20 protein-coding genes are annotated in these 17,612 nt (G+C 37.5%); 13 read left to right on the top strand and 7 right to left on the bottom strand.

All coding sequences use genetic code 11. The features are described 5' to 3' along the window. A partial coding sequence (locus TOL9009_RS0100965) for an NB-ARC domain-containing protein (RefSeq protein ID WP_029630539.1) occupies positions 1-1,515 on the bottom strand: 1,515 nt, incomplete at its 3' end. A gap of 259 nt (positions 1,516-1,774) precedes the next feature. On the opposite strand from TOL9009_RS0100965, the gene TOL9009_RS0100970 reads away from it, so the two are divergent. The 10 genes from TOL9009_RS0100970 (at position 1,775) to TOL9009_RS0101020 (ending at position 12,776) form a co-directional block, all read left to right on the top strand. Then, on the top strand, positions 1,775-2,293 hold the full coding sequence (locus tag TOL9009_RS0100970; RefSeq protein ID WP_029630541.1) for a helix-turn-helix domain-containing protein: 519 nt from the start codon (positions 1,775-1,777) through the stop codon (positions 2,291-2,293). 491 nt (positions 2,294-2,784) lie between these two features. Further along, a complete protein-coding gene (locus TOL9009_RS0100975; protein WP_029630542.1) occupies positions 2,785-3,015 on the top strand; it encodes a hypothetical protein in 231 nt (76 codons plus the stop codon). A 125-nt stretch (positions 3,016-3,140) separates the two neighbouring features. Then, entirely contained in the window at positions 3,141-4,454 is a 1,314-nt protein-coding gene (locus tag TOL9009_RS0100980; RefSeq protein ID WP_029630544.1) for a hypothetical protein, read from the top strand. Next, a complete protein-coding gene (locus tag TOL9009_RS0100985) occupies positions 4,435-5,883 on the top strand; it encodes an ABC transporter substrate-binding protein (protein ID WP_029630545.1) in 1,449 nt (482 codons plus the stop codon). Before TOL9009_RS0100980 ends, TOL9009_RS0100985 begins: the two co-directional genes overlap by 20 nt. Positions 5,884-5,886: 3 nt before the next feature. Next, positions 5,887-7,035, top strand: coding sequence for a hypothetical protein (locus TOL9009_RS0100990; protein WP_029630547.1), 1,149 nt, complete (start codon positions 5,887-5,889; stop codon positions 7,033-7,035). 22 nt (positions 7,036-7,057) lie between these two features. Beyond that, positions 7,058-8,071, top strand: a complete 1,014-nt coding sequence (locus TOL9009_RS0100995; protein WP_029630549.1) for a ThiF family adenylyltransferase — start codon at positions 7,058-7,060, stop codon at positions 8,069-8,071. Positions 8,072-8,129: 58 nt separating this feature from the next. Then, a complete protein-coding gene (locus TOL9009_RS37335) occupies positions 8,130-8,957 on the top strand; it encodes an aminoglycoside N(3)-acetyltransferase (RefSeq protein ID WP_038295610.1) in 828 nt (275 codons plus the stop codon). 102 nt (positions 8,958-9,059) lie between these two features. Then, positions 9,060-10,979 (top strand): S9 family peptidase, encoded by a 1,920-nt coding sequence (locus tag TOL9009_RS0101005; RefSeq protein WP_084763051.1) that lies wholly within the window; start codon positions 9,060-9,062, stop codon positions 10,977-10,979. 112 nt (positions 10,980-11,091) lie between these two features. Then, positions 11,092-11,895 (top strand): class I SAM-dependent methyltransferase, encoded by an 804-nt coding sequence (locus tag TOL9009_RS0101010; RefSeq protein WP_029630552.1) that lies wholly within the window; start codon positions 11,092-11,094, stop codon positions 11,893-11,895. A gap of 617 nt (positions 11,896-12,512) precedes the next feature. Further along, positions 12,513-12,776 carry a hypothetical protein gene (locus TOL9009_RS0101020; RefSeq protein WP_029630554.1) on the top strand — a complete coding sequence of 88 codons (264 nt, stop codon included), beginning with the start codon at positions 12,513-12,515 and terminating at the stop codon, positions 12,774-12,776. Here TOL9009_RS0101020 and TOL9009_RS44225 read toward each other — a convergent pair. From TOL9009_RS44225 to TOL9009_RS44960, 4 genes are all read right to left on the bottom strand, one after another. After that, positions 12,751-13,011, bottom strand: coding sequence for a transposase (locus tag TOL9009_RS44225; protein WP_186227443.1), 261 nt, complete (start codon positions 13,009-13,011; stop codon positions 12,751-12,753). The genes TOL9009_RS0101020 and TOL9009_RS44225 overlap by 26 nt on opposite strands. Continuing rightward, entirely contained in the window at positions 13,004-13,393 is a 390-nt protein-coding gene (locus tag TOL9009_RS48685) for a transposase (RefSeq protein WP_242055557.1), read from the bottom strand. Before TOL9009_RS48685 ends, TOL9009_RS44225 begins: the two co-directional genes overlap by 8 nt. Then, positions 13,312-13,698: a helix-turn-helix domain-containing protein gene (locus TOL9009_RS0101030; protein WP_029630558.1), complete on the bottom strand. Its 387-nt coding sequence runs from the start codon at positions 13,696-13,698 to the stop codon at positions 13,312-13,314. The genes TOL9009_RS48685 and TOL9009_RS0101030 overlap by 82 nt, the downstream gene beginning before the upstream one ends. 99 nt (positions 13,699-13,797) lie before the next feature. Next, a complete protein-coding gene (locus TOL9009_RS44960; RefSeq protein WP_144238099.1) occupies positions 13,798-13,965 on the bottom strand; it encodes a hypothetical protein in 168 nt (55 codons plus the stop codon). A gap of 37 nt (positions 13,966-14,002) precedes the next feature. On the opposite strand from TOL9009_RS44960, the gene TOL9009_RS0101040 reads away from it, so the two are divergent. Both TOL9009_RS0101040 and TOL9009_RS0101045 read left to right on the top strand, forming a co-directional pair. Next, positions 14,003-15,184, top strand: coding sequence for an XRE family transcriptional regulator (locus TOL9009_RS0101040; RefSeq protein ID WP_242055556.1), 1,182 nt, complete (start codon positions 14,003-14,005; stop codon positions 15,182-15,184). Next, positions 15,171-15,686, top strand: a complete 516-nt coding sequence (locus TOL9009_RS0101045; protein WP_029630561.1) for a hypothetical protein — start codon at positions 15,171-15,173, stop codon at positions 15,684-15,686. The genes TOL9009_RS0101040 and TOL9009_RS0101045 overlap by 14 nt, the downstream gene beginning before the upstream one ends. Positions 15,687-15,724: 38 nt before the next feature. Here the strand turns inward: TOL9009_RS0101045 and TOL9009_RS37340 are convergent, their stop codons facing one another. Both TOL9009_RS37340 and TOL9009_RS44965 read right to left on the bottom strand, forming a co-directional pair. Next, on the bottom strand, positions 15,725-16,240 hold the full coding sequence (locus tag TOL9009_RS37340) for a PDDEXK family nuclease (protein WP_051502724.1): 516 nt from the start codon (positions 16,238-16,240) through the stop codon (positions 15,725-15,727). Then, positions 16,234-16,473, bottom strand: coding sequence for a helix-turn-helix domain-containing protein (locus TOL9009_RS44965; protein ID WP_029630562.1), 240 nt, complete (start codon positions 16,471-16,473; stop codon positions 16,234-16,236). The genes TOL9009_RS37340 and TOL9009_RS44965 overlap by 7 nt, the downstream gene beginning before the upstream one ends. Positions 16,474-16,530: 57 nt before the next feature. Between TOL9009_RS44965 and TOL9009_RS0101060 the strand changes: the two genes are divergently transcribed. Next, positions 16,531-17,538: a DNA-methyltransferase gene (locus TOL9009_RS0101060; RefSeq protein ID WP_029630564.1), complete on the top strand. Its 1,008-nt coding sequence runs from the start codon at positions 16,531-16,533 to the stop codon at positions 17,536-17,538. Positions 17,539-17,612: the final 74 nt, after the last annotated feature.

The following is a 17,612-nucleotide window of genomic DNA, read 5'->3' on the forward strand; positions in this document are numbered from 1 at the left end:
ACCACCTGCATATCCTGGTTTTCGCGGAGCAACCGACTTCAGCTTTGATAAAAGTTGATTTAAATAGTTTTGCACATTTTCTTGAGTACCCAAGAGGTTTAGTAATTTATCCGCAAGGGGTTTGAGGAGCATCTGAATTTGGGCATTGATGACGTAATCTTTGGCAGTAGCTCTGATTAATGCACAGCTATTATTAAATAGTGCTATTTCCACTGTTTGAATTTCTTGGCATATTTGTTCGATAAAGCGATCGCTAACATACTCCATCAGCACTGGTTGTTGAGTAAAATTACCAGAATTCTTCTCAATTAGTGAGCGCGATTGTAGAGATTCTAAAGTCTCTAATAAATCTTTGAATGAAACAGCAGGAATTATGTCCTCTTGTAACTCTTTAAAAGATACCCATTCTCGATTAATTGTCAACCAGTACATTACCTGTTGTTCTAAAGTTGACAAGCGATTAAACTGCTGGTCAAGTAAATCCGAAATATCACCAAAGACAATGGCTCCTTGTTCTAAAAACTGAGCAGCATTGCCGTCAAATAATTCATGAATAGTCGTTGCAACAATCTTCAACGCCAAAGGATTCCCTGCATAAAACTCTACCAGCGCAAGACATTCAGATTCTGAGACACAAAAGCCTTTTTCTGCGAGAATTTTCTCACCTTGTACCCCTGTTAAGCCAGATAACCTCAGCGAACGAATCGGAGAGTTTATACCTTCTTTAATCCTAATTCCTCTGGGTTTCTCCCTACTGGTCAACACTAGACAACTTTGATGGTTAGTCTCTCCCAAACATCTGAGGAGGTGTCCATATCCTTCATATCCTTGGCGATATGCTCCTGCGCGATCGTTACTAGATAGAATAGACTCTACATTATCTAAGACTAACAAACAACGCGAGTTACGTAGATATTGTATTAAACAGGAGATTTTACCGTCTAAGCTCTCTGGTAAAGTTGTTTCTTGCTGATGGGACAAAAAGTTAATTAGGTCGGTCAAAAGCTCATCAATTGGTGGTGCATTACGCAGACTTCGCCAAATAACGTACTGAAATTCGGTTTGCAAAAGCTGTGCTAATTTCACAGATAAAGCAGTTTTACCAATTCCACCCATGCCGATTAAAGTAATTAGTCGGCAATGGTCGTTAATAATCCATTGTTTTAGTGTAGCTAATTCTTCGCTGCGCCCGTAGAAAACTGAGACATCAATCGCCTCTCCCCAGTCTTGATGATTATTAGTGGTTCCTCCTCCAGTCTTTTTATCTTCATCTACAGTCTGGGATGGAATCTCAAAATCCAAATCAGCAATGTCTCTCCACGAGAGTGCCAACTTCTGACAAAGTTCTTCAAACGTTGTATGGTCAACTGGTTTGCCTGTGAGAAAGTTGCTGACTGTGGCTAAAGCCAAGCCTACATCTTCAGCCAAAGCTCTCTGGCTGGGGAAGCCGTTACGCGGGACTGCCTGTTTTACTTTCTGAATGCACTCCTGACGAAGCCTGAGCGATCTTGGCATGGCTCGTTTGATTAGGACTTTATGAATTTTACCAGTAACACACTAAAAGTCAGTCACAAGTCAGAAACAAGTCAGTAATCCTCAGGCTATAAGCCAGTATGCAGTGGGGTTTGATGAATATATCAGGTTTATATCAAGTTTAAACAAAAGGTAACGAACCATGAGATAAAGCATCTTTTACTACACACGCCTAAGTAAAAGGGGTTGCGGGTGATGAAATCCGATCGGGCGACAACTATATTAAATATTAGGAGAAAGTATGAGCAATATTGTATTAATTGATGCTAAAACTAAGACCAAAAACCTCTTAATGAAATGCTTGGAGACAGCAGGATTTGAGGTGATTATCACAGAAAATGGTCTGGTTAATGTTCATCTAAAACATGAGAACTTGTCTACTACCACCGAAAGTAAAAAATCAGATACTCAGAAGTCCATATTTCCATCTATTCCCCGATTGTGTGAGGTCTTTGAGTTCATTGAATTGAATTATCATCAAAGTATTAGTCTGAAAGAAGTAGCTCAAGCAGTTGGTTATTTCTCAGCTTACTTAACCGATTTAGTGCGACGACTTACTGGAAAAACAGTAAATAATTGGATTATCGAGCGTCGGCTAGCCCAAGCAAGCACCTTACTTTTAGAAACTAATAATTCTGTTGAGCAGATTGCTTTAGATATAGGCTATCAAAATATCAATCATTTCTATTGCCAGTTTCGCGATCGCTATCAAAATACTCCCCGTGCTTGGAGAGAATCACAGCGTTGTCACGTATCGTAATGATACCCTAAATTATTGCCTCCCTATTAGCTGCTAAGTAGGTGGGCATAAAAAAACATAACTATACTTTTGTCATTGCGAGGAGGCACGACGAAGCAATCGAAAGGGTTTCAATTATTTTACATTTCGTTACATAGTTGTAAATTTTCTCGCCCATCTACTTAATTAACTAAATATATTAATCGCGCATCCGATACTAGATTATGCTATTTGCACATCTAGTATTTTTTATTTGAAGATTTATGGGAATCCTCAATTTTCGATTTTAGATAATGCTGAGAAAATATTAAATATTTAATTTACAAGTTTTTTTGTTTTGAGGAGAATCTAAAAATACTTAATACTTAACTAATCTTTTACCTAAAAATAGTTAATTATCAATCCAATTAGAAAAGAATAGTATTGATATTAAGGAAGAGCGAAGGGGTTAGCAAACAAGCTAAACTTTGCCTTTCCCAAAAAACTCTATTTTTCAAAGGAGATTAAATTCGATGTCCGACAAACAAAACTATAAAGCTAAATTCCTACTAGGTATGGTAGCCATGACTAGCTTTGCTTCTTTATCTGTTGTCGCATTTAGTGGTAACAATATAGCCAATGCAACGACTTCAGATGGATATAGTCACACAAAATCATCAAGCAATTTGACTGAAAATCTTGTGCTTGAAGAACTTGAAGCTCATGATTCATCGTTTGATGGTTGTTTATGCACTCGTTGCTAATTATATTTGCTTAAGATGAATGAATGGTATTTTCCCAAAAAATGGCAAAATACCTTTCCTAATTATTTTCTAAGATATAAGCAATAAAAAAATGCTACGTAATAATTTTAATGGATTAACTATTTATGAATGCAAATGCCAACAATAAAAAAAAATATTGGGAAAGAAAAAAAGAAGAGTTGGAAATATTGTCTGAATATTCGGGTTATAGTTATGAAATAAATATTGATTCTATAGAAAAAATAATTGAATCAAAAAATATGTTGAAAAGTAAGCTTTTGGGTAATTTTTTTAGTAGTAACTTAACTTTGAGCGAGTCTAATTATACTGAAAAAAAACAGTATCATCTTACCGATTTATATTCTCAAGAACCTGGACTTACTTTACAGTATAAATATCAAAGATTTGATTTAAGATTAAAACAAAATAATTTTCATTTACTTACTTATGATTTAGAAGATTTACCAAATGCCCTATCAACAGGATTTTTTGTATCATCTGGAATGTCTGCCATCAGTGTAACTCTTTCTGCGCTACAAAAGATTGTTCCCAGTGATACATCTTTACTGATGTGCAAGGATTCATACTTTGAAACAACTAAGTATATTCAAAATTACTGCCAAGATTTAAGAGTCATTAATTTCAGTGAAAATACTTCATTTAATAATAACTTATTGTATCTCGATTCCATCAGCGCAGAGAATCAATTTGCTGCTTTTCGTTCAACATCTTTTTCAGACTTATTAGCAGTAATATTAGACTCTACTTGTTATGAGGCAGGTTCTGATTTTATTAAAGATTTAGTATCTAAATGTCTTACTGAACAAGTACCTTGTATTTTGCTGCGGAGTCATACTAAGCTTGACTCTCTTGCACTTGAATATAGTCGTCTTGGCTCTATAGTTTTTGTATTACCACCTCAATTAAAGTCATCTTCTATTAATTTTATTAAAGCTTTAATATTTCATATTACTTCCTTGATTGCAATGACGGGTACGAATTTTTCACCCCATGCACTCTTTCCACTCGCTCATTCAAAACAACTAAAATTATTAAATAAAAAAAGAATATTTTGGATACGTTATAACAACCGCTATGCGCTGCAACAAATACAAAAAGACTTAAATCAAAATTCAGATTGGCGAATCCAAGACTATCATCATGATTTGTTTTTTACAATCAAAATACCTCATGGTTCTCCTCAAAAATTGGAGAAATATACCAATGAGTATAAAGCTTTATTAGAGGAATCAGGGCTTTATGTCAAAAATGCTCCGAGTTTTGGATTTGATTTTATTGCTTTAGATACCTTTATCCATATGATATCTGCTGAAAGAGTGATACGAGTAGCTTTGCCAGATTATTGTGATGAGGATATTCAAACATTTGTCAAAGTAACTAGTTGTTGGATTAAAAAATATGAAAACTCTCAACCATAGAAGGATTACTGTTGATATTGATGCATTACCTGGTACTTTATGCCTTCATAATGTTAGTGATTACATTGGTATTCAAGTTCTTTCTCCAACTGCATTACCGCTATTTCGCAGTAATCATACGTCCAATTCTTTAGAGTGTCTTGGTGCTGAGAATTATTCTATTAGTCAAGATGGTTGTATCTATGAAGTAACTATACGTAATAATTTATTTTGGTCAGATGGAACTCAAGTCACTACCGAAGATTATGTACGTGGATTTTTAGCAGTTCTCAATTCCAAATATAATAATCATCGAATTTTGTTAAAAGATATTGCAAATTATTGTGAATTTATTAAAGGCAATTTTGAAAATAAAATCGGGATAGAAGTGATTGGTAGAAAACTAATTTTTCGCCTCATTCATCCTAATTATTTGTTCTTAACATTTCTCAGTGCCATCAATTTTTCTCCCAAACACCATTCTGAAGCAATGTTAGCAGCTGGAGCATATAGTATAGACAAAGTTTCAGAAAATGAAATTATTTTAAACAGGAATTTATTCTTTTCTTTAGCTAAAACTAATCCTGCCATGCAAGTGGACTGTATCTATTATATAAAACCAAAATCCAGATATGAATCTCTTCAGCAATACGAGCAAAAACAACTGGATATTACATGCAACACCATGTTTCCCTACGAGCAACTTCCCTTATTTCAAGAAAAGAAAGATTTTTATCGCGAACAAAGTCATATTTTCATGCTTTTGCGTAAAGAGAAAAAATGCCATCCTTTACTAGAAGAGAAGATTTTTCGCCAAGCTTTATTATTTTCGCTTAATCGCGCCAACCTCTGCACTGATTTTCACAATGTCTTGACTCCAATGATGGATTTTTTCTTTGATTCGTCTTTGAATCAAAATATTTTAGAGCCTATTGTTGATAATTTGTATAACTCAGAAATAGCAGAAAACTTGTTTCAGTTAGTCTTCTCCATCCATAATCTCAAACAAATTAACTTAAGAGTAGCATTTGATGATTATTTTCCCAATAAAGAAGTGCTAGAACACTTTGCCATAGAATTGAAACGTTACAACATTAATTTAGAACTGATTCAAGATAATTTTCTTGCTCACTCTATAAGTGCAGATTTAAGATTACATTTGTGGACATCTCCTGTTCATCATCCCTTTCCAATTTATTTAAAGGAAGCATACGACCGTGATTTTGTGAAAAATGATACTTGGAAAACTTATATAGCTTTACTAGACAGTTACCAAAAGTGCAGTGATGATAACAAAAGCCAGGAAATTTTAGAAGAAATAAATTCAATTTTAACTAGTGAAGCCTACATAATTCCTCTTTTTAAAATGCAAAGTTTGTATCTTCAAAGGAATGGATTGGAACACTTTAAATTTATGCCAGGACAAATTTGGACAAAAGAGGAACTCTAAATTATGAATTGTACTCAACCAAATATACAAAAAAATATAAGTAGCAAATTGCTTAATTTTGTTGCTGAACTTGAAAATAATTATAACGGACCGACATTAGTTTTTGACCTTGCACTATTAAGAAAACGTCTTAATTTATTACTATCTCTAGAAAAAGAATATAACTGCCATTTTATTATGCCAGTCAAATCTTTTCGGCATCCGTTAATTTACCAGGTTGTTTCCGAATACATTTCAGGATTTGATATTTCTAATTTTCATGAGTATGAATATCTACCTGATAATTTAGAAAATAAGTTAGTTAGTCTAACCGACCCAGGTTTTGATGGCTATGAATTACAACAATTCTTATCAAAGAAAAATCATTTAACTGTTCACATTGAAACCCTCGAACAATACGCAAGATTACAAAGACAAGAGACGACAGTTAATTTTGGAGTTAGGCTCAATTCTTTGCTGATACTGGATGAATATAATAGTCAAGATAAGACACCTTACAGAAGTAGGTTTGGAGCGCCACCTTTAGATATTAATTTATTACAAAAAATCACAGAACCAGGACGGCACAAATTTGTTGGTTTTCATATCCATAATGGCGCAAGTGAAAACTCTAGCGATGTCTTCCTTAAATTTGCTCAAGCAGTCATGTTCATCGCAGAAATATTAGGAATTAATCTGAGACACATAGACCTTGGGGGTGGTTTTCTCAACGTAGGATTTCAATCGCTTGAGAAGTTAATTCAACAACTTCGCAGTTTTGTTACAGCAGATATTAAGTTAATTTTTGAACCAGGGGATCTCTTATTTTCTGGTACAGGATTTGCCTGTGGCATGGTCAAATCAAGAAAGCTAGATTCAAAAGGTTGTATTTATACTCTAGATATTTCCAAAGAATGCCACCTACGTTGGTCTGACCCAAAATTACTTTACAATCGCCAGACATCAGATAAAAAAATCAATGCTAGTTTTTATGGTCCTACCTGTTATGAAGGTGATTTATTGGGGAGTTTTGATGTTTATTTATCAAGCGATAATTTACTTCCATATCAAGAAGGAGATTTAGTTTTATTTAGTAACATTAGTGCCTATTCAGTTTCTTGGAACACCTCATTCAATGGGATTCAAACCGCTCAAGTCGAATTTTTAGAATAAATGATACTTATTTTGAAATACTATGGATAGTTTACAAAAGTTTCATCAAGGAATTACTCTAAAAAAGAGTATAACCCTAACAATCACTAAAGCGCAGCAAGTAAGGCTTATCGGGCAAAGAGTTTTTAGCATTTCCAATGCTACTCCCCATGTAATTCAAACATTACAAAAAATTGCCGTAGGAGTAAAAATAGAAGAATTAGCTAGTTTGCTTTCAAAAGAAAACTTAGAACAACTGATTGACTTGCTAGATTCTAAGCAGCTAGTTCGCCCTTTATACACTAATAAATTTCAGGGCACAAGGGTTGAAAAACAAGTAGATTTTTTCTCTGATTTTGTGCTAGACCCAAATACAGCACAAGAAAGAATATTTCAAACGTCTGTTTGCGTTATTGGCTGTGGTGGAACGGGAAATGTCGCAGTTCAACATTTGGTTGCAGCTGGCTTCAAAAAGTTTATTTTGATTGACAGCGATACCGTAAATATAACTAATTTTAATCGCCAGTTTTGTTTTGACAATTCTCACCTGAATACATTAAAAGCTGAAGTGGTCAAAAATTATATTTTAAACCGAGAACCAGAAGCAGAAGTTGATATACGCCCAGTAAACATCAATTCGGTTGCAGATTTACACAAAACTTTAGAAAAATGTCAAAAACCTGATGTGATTTTATGCTGCGCTGACACCCCACCTATTGCTATTCATTCATTGATTTTAGATTACTGTATCCAGGAAAATATCATGTGTACTTTTGGGTCTGTAGGCGTATATGAAGGTTATATTGGACCTCTTTTGATTGAGAGTAGCCATATGAATAATTTTCTTCAGCATACAAAATATCTTCAGGAAGAATTAATTTTAGACAATTTAAATGTCATATCTTCCTCTATTTCTTACCTAAATACTTTAATTGCTACTTTAATGACAGCAGATGTAATTGACTTGATATCTCAAGTTAAAATACCATCTTCCTTAAACGCAACACTGAAATATAATACGGTGAATAATAACTTAACCAAAATTAGAGAATGGTAGAAGTTAATAGTTTTTTTTAAAAGCTATTATTAATTAGAAAAAATGATGGGAATAAAATATGAGTGAAGAAAACGTAATTTCGAGGACACTATTCCCTTGCACCTGTGCAAGCCTTACTGATGAATTACAGCAAATTGGACTAGCTCCAGGGATGACACTCTTGATACACTCTTCCTTGAGTTCACTGGGTTGGGTTTGTGGTGGTTCAATTGCTGTAGTTCAAGTTTTAATGGATGTGCTTACTACTACAAGTACCTTAGTTATGCCCACTCACTCTGGTGATTATTCAGACCCATCTGAATGGGAAAATCCACCAGTACCTAGCGAATGGTGGCAGACAATCCGAGATACTATGCCTGCTTTTGATGCGCGGTTAACTCCAACGCTGGGTATGGGCAAAATCCCTGAAAGCTTCCGCACTTATCCTGATGTGTTACGGAGTAATCATCCTAGCACTTCCTTTGCCGCTTGGGGACAAAATGCACAAATGGTTATTAAAGATCACGCTTATGATGATTCCTTGGGTAAAGATTCTCCCTTAGCGCATCTTTATGATTTAGATGCTTGGGTACTGTTATTGGGGGTTGGCTATGACAGCAATACGTGCTTTCACCTAGCTGAATATCAAGTGAAAGGCGAAGAGCGAATTTTCAAAGGGGCACCTATTATGGAAGCAGGACAACGAGTTTGGAAAACTTATAAAGATATTGAGTTTGAGTCAGAAGATTTTGAAGAGATAGGAAACGCATTTGAACAAGCTGGTTATGTAAAAATCGGCAAGGTGGGTCAGGCACAAACCAAACTTTTTTCACTTAAATCTGCTGTAGACTGGGCAGCGGCTTGGTTAAAGAATAAGCAAGATAATTCTGGAAAAAATGCTGACTAAACTTGAATTTACATAGCTTCAAAATTTATTTTTTTAGTCCAGATTAAAAATTTTGGGCAAAAATAGCTGTTGTAAATGCAAAAAATATCAAATTAAAAGATAATGAGTAGAAAGAAACGCAATTATATAGCATTTTTGTTGATAGTAATCATTACTATTATTACTATTAGCAGTCAATCATTTGCCAAGTTACCACCACTCATTCCGCGCCAAATTCTCTTTGATAACCCAGAACGTACAAATCCGCATATTTCCCCAAATGATAAATACTTAAGTTACATAGCGCCAGATAAAAATAATGTTTTACAAATATGGTTACGTACACTAGAGCAGAAAGATGACTGGCAAGTAACAGCTAATAAAAAACATGATATTTACGATTATATGTGGACATACAATGGCAAACAATTAATTTACTTAGAAGATTTCGAGGGCGATGAGAATTATCAACTGTATAGCGTTAATATTCAGTCCAAGGAGATACTGAATTTAACACCATTTAAAAATGTGAAAGCAAAAATCATTGCTCTTGACCGCAACTTCCCTAATGAAATTTTGGTGGGATTAAATCTTCAAGACTCGCGCAAACACGATATTTACCGTATTAACTTAGAAACAGGTCAATTGACTTTAGATGCAGAAAATACCGTGAATAACCTTGAGTCAGTAGCAGACCCCAACTTCCAAATTCGTGCAACTACTACCTCTAAATCTGATGCTGGTGCTAGTTTGGCGATTAGAAATACAATCAATCACCCCTGGAAAGAAATTCGTAGATGGGGACCTGACGATAATGGTAGTATAGTTGGCTTTTCCAAAGATGGTTACACTCTATACATAATAGCTAGTTATCATGCCAACACAAAACGTCTTTTGGCACTGAATTTGATAACAGGTAAAGAAACAGTTCTTGCACAAGACCCCCAATATGATGTTAGTGATGTGTTTATACATCCAGTGACACGGCAGATTCAAGCTGTTGCTTTTTACAGAGACAAATTGGAATGGCAGGTACTGGATAAAAGCATCGCCGACGATTTTCAGGCACTATCCAAAGTTGGTTCTGGTGAATTTCAAGTGATTGACTTAGATATTGCTGACAAAACTTGGTTAGTCTCATACAACACAGATGATGGCCCTACCACTTACTATATATACAACCGCACAAGCAAAAAAAGTCAACTCCTTTTTAGTGATCAACCTAAACTAGAAGGGCTAACTTTGGCGCAAATGAAGCCGATTTCTTATAAATCCCGAGATGGCTTCACCATTCATGGCTATCTGACAACTCCACCAGGTATTCCTGCAAAAAATTTACCTACGGTGTTACTCGTACATGGTGGTCCTTGGACGCGAGACACTTGGGGTTACGACGGCACAGTACAGTGGCTAGCAAACCGTGGTTATGCTGTGCTACAAGTCAACTTCCGAGGGTCTACTGGTTACGGGAAAAAGTTTCTTAATGCTGGTAACCGTGAGTGGGGTGGTAAGATGCACGATGATTTGATTGACGGCACCAACTGGATTATCAAACAAGGTATCGCCAACCCAAAGAAGGTAGCTATCATGGGAGGCTCTTACGGTGGTTACGCGACTTTGGTAGGATTAACCTTTACTCCCAATATGTTTGCAGCAGGCGTAAGCATAGTTGGACCTAGCAATTTACTCACTCTATTACAGAGTCTCCCTGCTTACTGGGAGTCAGGACGAGCGATGTTCTCTCACCGTGTCGGGAACCCCAACAAAGAACCCGAATTTCTTAAGTCCCGTTCTCCATTATTCTTTGTAGACCAAATCAAAGCGCCTTTACTAATTGCACAAGGTGCTAACGACCCACGGGTGAAACAAGCAGAAAGTGAACAGATTGTTACTGCGATGCGAAAAGCAAACAAATCGGTTAAATATATCCTCTATCCAGATGAAGGACACGGCTTTGAGCGCCCAGAAAACAGGTTACACTTCTTTGGCATTACAGAAGAATTCCTCGGCAAACACTTGGGTGGGCGTGTACAAAATAACTAATCCATTCCTGGTGAGGCACATATAGATTTTCACCTCCTCATCACTTTACTCATTCAAAAATCACTACGTGAATCTGCAAACAAACTAGTAATTGATAATTTTGCTAAATCTTATGACAACAAAAATACATAACAATTTTTTACCACCAGGTTCCTACCAATACTCCCAATATGAGGAATTAGGTAATGTTAGGGATAGAATTGCTCAAGACCTGAAGTACAAAGCAGGCTCACAAGTTCTAGATGTTGGAACAGGAAACGGTTTGTTTACATTCGCACTCGCACGCGCCGTCCCAAACGTACAGATTCTGGGCTTGGACATTGTTAAGGGAACTGTGCGCGATGCTGTGAGGCGGTCAATAGCAAATAATTTGGCTGATACTTGTAAGTTCGCTTGTAATAATTTTCTCCGTGTTCGCCTTCCTGAAAATTACTTCGATACTATTACCTTTTTTCTAAGCTTAAGCGATTTATTGCGCTGGACAACATTAGAAGAAATACTCCAAAGAGTTTCAGTTTTACTTAATGATTCCGGAAAATTAGTAATTTGTGAGGGATTCCCTGAAGATGCTGAGAATGACCAACAATTACTTGGATTTGCTTTGAATGATGCACTGGGTTACCGTAATTGTTCCAAGCATAAGATTATTACCGCTCTCGAGGATATGGGAATGGCTGTTGATTCAATTTCCACATATCATACTGGTCGCCCATCGCTAAACTCTTTTGGTGTTCAAGATTTTATTAAAGATGAATGTTTCTTTTGCACGCTTGATGGTTCTTTTGTACCTCCTTGGGAAGAAATTTGGCAAGAATTTGAACCATTTGTAAATAGCCTTGGCAGCATAGAAATAGATGCACAAATTTCTGTAATTGTAGCTAGTAACTCACGATTCGCCCATTTAAAATCGAATTAGAAAAAAGCTGAACGATTTAATCAGAGTTTTCGACTCTGCTAAAAATGTACTCGTAGTTTTTTGCCAAAATTATGAGATTGCTACTCTCCGAGAAGCCGCTAGCGCGTCTACCTTACGTCACAATGACGCGCTTTGATAGTTTTCAGAGATGTCTCTTGTTAAATCAAATCATCAAGCTGCCTAGTCAAAGCACCCTGCAAATCAACACGGTTATCATCACAAATATCTGAAAAACCCATTTTATGATATATATCTCTAATAGCTAAACTCTTTATACAGTAATAATTATAGCTGTTTATAAATACTGGAGTTTAGACTAAAAGCGATATGAGAGAACGCAAACCAAATGGAATTAGAGGTTAAAAATATTATCTTGTCAGCCTCAAAGCATCCGCAAGCTTGAACAATTATTGCGTAGTATGTTTGTTGATAAAATAATACAATAATGATAATCATTAAAAGGGTGGGAGAGAAACGAGCCTCGCTCGTTTCTCTCCCACCCCCCCCATTCGATTATCATTATTAGATAATGAGCAAGAAAAAAGGGGTGTCTGATTGAATACAGTCCCCTTTTTGGTAGAAGGTGAGAAAAGAACTACCATTACTCACCTACCAACATGAAAAATGCCAGACTTGAAGAGTTTCGTCAAGTAGCCTACAAATATTTAGGTAGAGCCAAAGACGCAACTTTTGAATTAACAGATGCCATATTGCTGACCCGCAATGTTTATTCTTTAGCAGACTTATCCTTATCACCAATATTCAGACGCAAGTGGCCAAGCATCTATGAAGCCTTACAAGATAGCAGACCACAGAGACAGAAATTGATGCAGCTATATACAGCATTTCCGGCTGCTATGAGGTACAGTAGCAGCAATTAGCAAACCAGTTTCTTAAATGTTGAGGATTTACTAAGTCAAGTGCAATTGAAATGATTTGGTCTACCATTTTTGTTGTGGTCGGTGAAAACATCCGCAAGAATGATTTAAGTTGTGACCACCATAACTCAATTGGGTTGAAATCTGGTGAGTATGGTGATAAACATATAACTGAAGCACCAACAGCTTCAATCATAGGCACAATTGAATCTAGTTTATGCGCGGATAAATTATCCATCACGACCACTGCTCCTGACCATAACTCTGGCACTAAAAACTTCAAGGGCAAATACTTCAAATGCTTTGCCATCCATTGAGTTATTCATTGTCATTAATGCCACTACTTTTTTAATACTGATGGCTCCAATTACCGTAACCTTTGAACCTCGATAAAAGGGGTTGAGAGAGTAAGCTCTTGTTCCCATTTGTGAACGGGCATGAGTTCTTGTTAAACCAAGTAGAACGCCAGTTTCGTCCAAAAATACTAAATTTTCTGGCTCTATATTTTTGACCTTTTCCCAATAATCTAATCTTAAATTCAGGACTCTCTCCGTCCCTGCTTGGGTACTCCGCTTTGTTTTTTTTTCCGATTTAATCCTAATTTCTGTAACGCACGACACATTGCACTTCGACCTACGAAATTGCCAGTCTTGTCTGCAAATAATTCACATAACTCTATCAATGTTGCATCTGGATGTACTGCAACTAATTCTCTTAACTCTATGTCAGCATTTGTCAAATGACTAAATTGTGGTTTTCCTCGCCGCTTGGATTGTAAATTTCCGTCAAGCTTTTGTTGTTTTACAAGCTTCTGCACTAAACTCTTTGTAACGGAAAATATGTTAGCTACTTTCCTGATTGAGATGTTTTTCTCAATATGTGCCGCAACTATTTTTTCTCGAAGATCGACAGAGTATGACTTCATGTAAAAGTATTTATATCTTAAATTAAGTGTACCTCATAACAGACGGAAGTGCTGTATACCGAGTTGCGTTCAATCTCCACAATTGAACGCAATTTGGTATTAGTCTTCTTTACGAACACCTTTAAAAGGTTCTCCGTTTTGCTTCACGTCCATAAACCGTCCGGTTTCAGCATCACGCTTCACCCATTGTTCGGTCACAGGGTTGTAAGTTTGGCTGCGTTTGTCCACAGCACCACGGCGATAACCGTTACCTGTATTCTTTGCCATATCTTTATCACCTCCTTCAGACTGATGTAAAACTGCTTTGACATTTTATATTATAATTAGAGAAAATAGTATCAACAACTTTGACACCTATAGCGATCGCTCTCAAGAATCAGCCATGAAAGAGATCATTGCTGCGAACCTGATCCGCTACCGTAAAAGTCTAGGCTTGTCTCAAGAGCAACTTGCAGAACAAGCCGGGGTAACTCGCCAGAGCATCAATAACTACGAGAACGCCAAAACTTTACCAGACAGCAAAATCCTTTCTGCTCTGGCGAATGCTTTGGGCATTACACTCGATGACTTGCTACGCTCACTTGGTGAAGGACTACCCAACTTCCGGTTCCGCGCTCATGTTTCCTTTGACAAAAATGCCCAGTTTGCGGCCCAAGTGCTACGAATGCTGCAAACTTATAATGCCCTAGAACAAGCCGTTGGCTTACCAACCTACACCCCAGAAAGTACACCTTGCCATCAAGTAGAAGGCAACGAAAAGCACATTCAGACAATAGCTGCTTTGTTTCGCCATCGCCTGGGCTTGGGAGATGCTCCCATTGCCAACCTGTTTCAGTCTGTAGAAGAAATCGGTTTAAAAGTTTTACGCTCCTCCATTCCCATTAAAGGTTTCTTTGGTCTGAGTGCTTGTAGTGATATTGAAGGTGCTTTTGTTTTGGTAAATACCCATAACATCACCATTGAACGTCAATTGTTTACCCTTGCACATGAGATTGGACACCTAATCTTTCACCGTGTAGAGTATCAAGACACTTTAATTGAGGAGGGAACTAAAGAAGAAGAAAAAGCACGAGAAAAGGTGGCTGATTACTTTGCTAGTCATCTACTTGTGCCTCAAGCTGAATTTGAGCGGATGTACGCACTTACCCAAGATATTGTCAAACTGAAACGGCATTTTCGGGTGAGTTACCTAGTCGTCTTGAATCGTTTAGCAGAAATGAAAATCATTGATTTTGCTAAAGAGAAAGCCAAAATATGTGCTATTTATAAAAAGCAGCATGATGGTGCATCTTTGCAAAACTCAATGGAATTACCACCAGCACTGGCTGCGGAGGATTATCCAGAAAATGAACGTTATGAATTTCTAATTTGGCAGTCCTTAAAATTGGGCAAGATTTCAGAGATGAAAGCAGCAGAACTTCTCAACTTAACTGTTGAAAAACTGCGGGTGCGTCGTCAAGAAAATGAGGTTTATGCAGTCGCTTAACGGAACAATTCTTGACGCAACAGCACTCATTGATTTTCATTGGCTGAACGAGTGGGGGTGGCTACAACAGCACTACAGCCCGTTGTACATTGCCCAGGAAGTTCTAGACTCAGATCAACTGGAACCTCCAACTCGCCAAGCTGCTAACCAATACTTAACACCTCTGGCTCTTTCCACAGAAGAGATGTTTGCTAGTTTTCTAGAATTTAGCGTTAGAGCGCCCCTTTTGAGTGTCGCGGATCGATCTACAATTGCCATTGCCCGTCATCAATTGCTGATTTGTGCTAGTGATGATGGGCTAGTTGTTGAAACCTGCAAGGCATACGGTGTTACCTACACCAGAACACTGCGATTATTGACTGAGATGGTAGAGACAGCACACAAAACAGTGATAGAGGTGACGGCAATGGCTGATTCATTAATCAAGGAGCGGGGTAAACACATTTCTCCCAAAGTTTTGACAGATTGGACAACAAGTTTACAAAAGTATGGCACTAGCTAAAAAATAAAATGTGGTTAAACTAAGTGCTTTAGATGTTATCATCGTCTTCTTTTGGTCAAGATGCTAGGAGGAGTGCCATATAGCAATTCGCCATTCTCGACGACATACTTTAAGGGAATTTTTGGGTTGTTAATGTCCTTCTGTCCATCGGTGTGCCACTTGGTTTCCCAAAGAGTATAAAACGGTTCTAAGTTTGCCGGCTTGAGACGATAAATTGCTTGTATTTCAATATTTTTATAAATGGCAAAAATCCAATCTACCTGGCGATATTTGTTAATGATAATAGGGTTCATGTGGTGGTGGGTTGAGAACCCTTTTGTGAGTTCAATATTGATTGATTTTAATTCGTATTCATTTCCATCTAGATCGATGGCGTCGTTCCCCTCTCGCCCCGGAAGAACGGTCAAACCAAGTATCAGCAGAACTTGCAGTAGTTTGCCACCATTATCTTGAAAAATGTCGTTTATACCGTGCTTCGATGCTAATTGTTGGTACTGCTGTATGGCAGGAAACAGTAACTCCAGCGTTTCTAGATCAGGATGTGGTTTTAGCACTCCTTGTCCCTCCCTAGCAAATCCACTGGTTTCAAACCTAACGCTGTAGCAATCCGTTCAATGTTGTCTATCGATATATTCCTTTCGCCTCGCTCCACTGAGCTAATGTAAGTGCGATGCAGCCCAGCCATCTCTGCTAGCCTCTCCTGTGAGATGCCACGAGCCTGCCGTGCTTTTCGTAGATTCTCCGCAAATAACTTCCTTGTTTTAGTAATTGTTTTTTCCTCGGTCATATACCGAAATTGACCTATTGACGACTTTACGTCTACAGACTATAAGTATCATTTGTGATGAACCCAATCGTGCGCTTACAAGACATAAAACCTGCTTATTTCACACACAAAGGAGCTGCCTACTGTGGCGACTCCCGTGAACTCTTGCAAAAATTACCAGATAGTAGTGTTAACCTAGTTATAACCAGTCCACCCTTTGCCCTTCAGCGTAAAAAAGAATACGGGAACAAAGAACAACACGAGTATGTGGACTGGCTCACCGAGTTTGCCGCACTCGTTTATAAAAAACTACGTGACGATGGCAGTTTTGTAGTGGATTTGGGTGGAGCTTACGAAAAAGGGGTTCCTGTCCGCAGCCTGTATAACTATCGAGTGCCTATACGCTTTTGTGATGACATTGGTTTTTTCTTAGCTGAAGACTTTTACTGGTACAACCCGTCTAAACTGCCCAGCCCTATTGAGTGGGTTAACAAACGCAAACTGCGGGCTAAAGATTCGGTGAATACTGTATGGTGGTTCAGTAAGACGGAGTTTCCCAAGGCTGATGTGACAAAAGTCCTTGCACCCTACAGCGATCGCATGAAGAAATTGCTGGAAGATCCAGACAAGTTTTACAAACCAAAAGTACGACCTTCCGGTCATGACATTGGTAAAGCCTTTGCCAAGGATAACGGCGGAGCTATTCCGTCTAACCTGTTGCAAATTTCCAACACCGAATCTAACGGTCAATATCTAGACGGTTGTAAAGCGGTTTCGGTTAAGCAGCACCCCGCTAGGTTTCCTGCCAAACTTCCTGAATTCTTTATCCGTTTCCTAACAGATCCAGGTGATTTAGTAGTAGACATTTTCGCTGGTTCTAACACCACCGGTAAGGTTGCAGAAGCTGAAAATCGTCTGTGGTTGGCTTTTGAAGAACAGCCAGAATATCTTGCAGCTTCTGCATTCCGATTCCTAACCAAAGAAAATACCACTTTGGAGATGCAGGAAATTTATAATCTCATCCTTGCCGGAGAATCGGTCGATTTGAACACTTATCACAAGCAAACTGTTCTCAGTTTTGATTAACTCTTATTTTTCGTGATATCTAAACTTACATATCCAGCAGAAATTGACTGTAATTATACATTATTCCAGAGAAT

It is taken from the genome of [Scytonema hofmanni] UTEX 2349, assembly GCF_000582685.1.
In the GTDB taxonomy this organism is placed as follows: domain Bacteria; phylum Cyanobacteriota; class Cyanobacteriia; order Cyanobacteriales; family Nostocaceae; genus Hassallia; species Hassallia hofmanni.

Excerpts from the sequence above, each read along its gene's own strand:
- TOL9009_RS37335 (WP_038295610.1), top strand. The coding sequence starts at position 8,130 with ATGAGTGAAGAAAACGTAATTTCGAGGACACTATTCCCTTGCACCTGT.
- TOL9009_RS0100985 (WP_029630545.1), top strand. The coding sequence starts at position 4,435 with ATGAAAACTCTCAACCATAGAAGGATTACTGTTGATATTGATGCATTA.
- TOL9009_RS0101060 (WP_029630564.1), top strand. The coding sequence starts at position 16,531 with ATGAACCCAATCGTGCGCTTACAAGACATAAAACCTGCTTATTTCACA.
- TOL9009_RS44965 (WP_029630562.1), bottom strand. The coding sequence starts at position 16,473 with ATGACCGAGGAAAAAACAATTACTAAAACAAGGAAGTTATTTGCGGAG.
- TOL9009_RS0101020 (WP_029630554.1), top strand. The coding sequence starts at position 12,513 with ATGAAAAATGCCAGACTTGAAGAGTTTCGTCAAGTAGCCTACAAATAT.
- TOL9009_RS0101010 (WP_029630552.1), top strand. The coding sequence starts at position 11,092 with ATGACAACAAAAATACATAACAATTTTTTACCACCAGGTTCCTACCAA.
- TOL9009_RS0100990 (WP_029630547.1), top strand. The coding sequence starts at position 5,887 with ATGAATTGTACTCAACCAAATATACAAAAAAATATAAGTAGCAAATTG.
- TOL9009_RS0100995 (WP_029630549.1), top strand. The coding sequence starts at position 7,058 with ATGGATAGTTTACAAAAGTTTCATCAAGGAATTACTCTAAAAAAGAGT.
- TOL9009_RS0101005 (WP_084763051.1), top strand. The coding sequence starts at position 9,060 with ATGAGTAGAAAGAAACGCAATTATATAGCATTTTTGTTGATAGTAATC.
- TOL9009_RS0100980 (WP_029630544.1), top strand. The coding sequence starts at position 3,141 with ATGAATGCAAATGCCAACAATAAAAAAAAATATTGGGAAAGAAAAAAA.
- TOL9009_RS44225 (WP_186227443.1), bottom strand. The coding sequence starts at position 13,011 with ATGGATAATTTATCCGCGCATAAACTAGATTCAATTGTGCCTATGATT.
- TOL9009_RS0100970 (WP_029630541.1), top strand. The coding sequence starts at position 1,775 with ATGAGCAATATTGTATTAATTGATGCTAAAACTAAGACCAAAAACCTC.
- TOL9009_RS0101045 (WP_029630561.1), top strand. The coding sequence starts at position 15,171 with ATGCAGTCGCTTAACGGAACAATTCTTGACGCAACAGCACTCATTGAT.
- TOL9009_RS0100975 (WP_029630542.1), top strand. The coding sequence starts at position 2,785 with ATGTCCGACAAACAAAACTATAAAGCTAAATTCCTACTAGGTATGGTA.
- TOL9009_RS0101030 (WP_029630558.1), bottom strand. The coding sequence starts at position 13,698 with ATGAAGTCATACTCTGTCGATCTTCGAGAAAAAATAGTTGCGGCACAT.
- TOL9009_RS44960 (WP_144238099.1), bottom strand. The coding sequence starts at position 13,965 with ATGGCAAAGAATACAGGTAACGGTTATCGCCGTGGTGCTGTGGACAAA.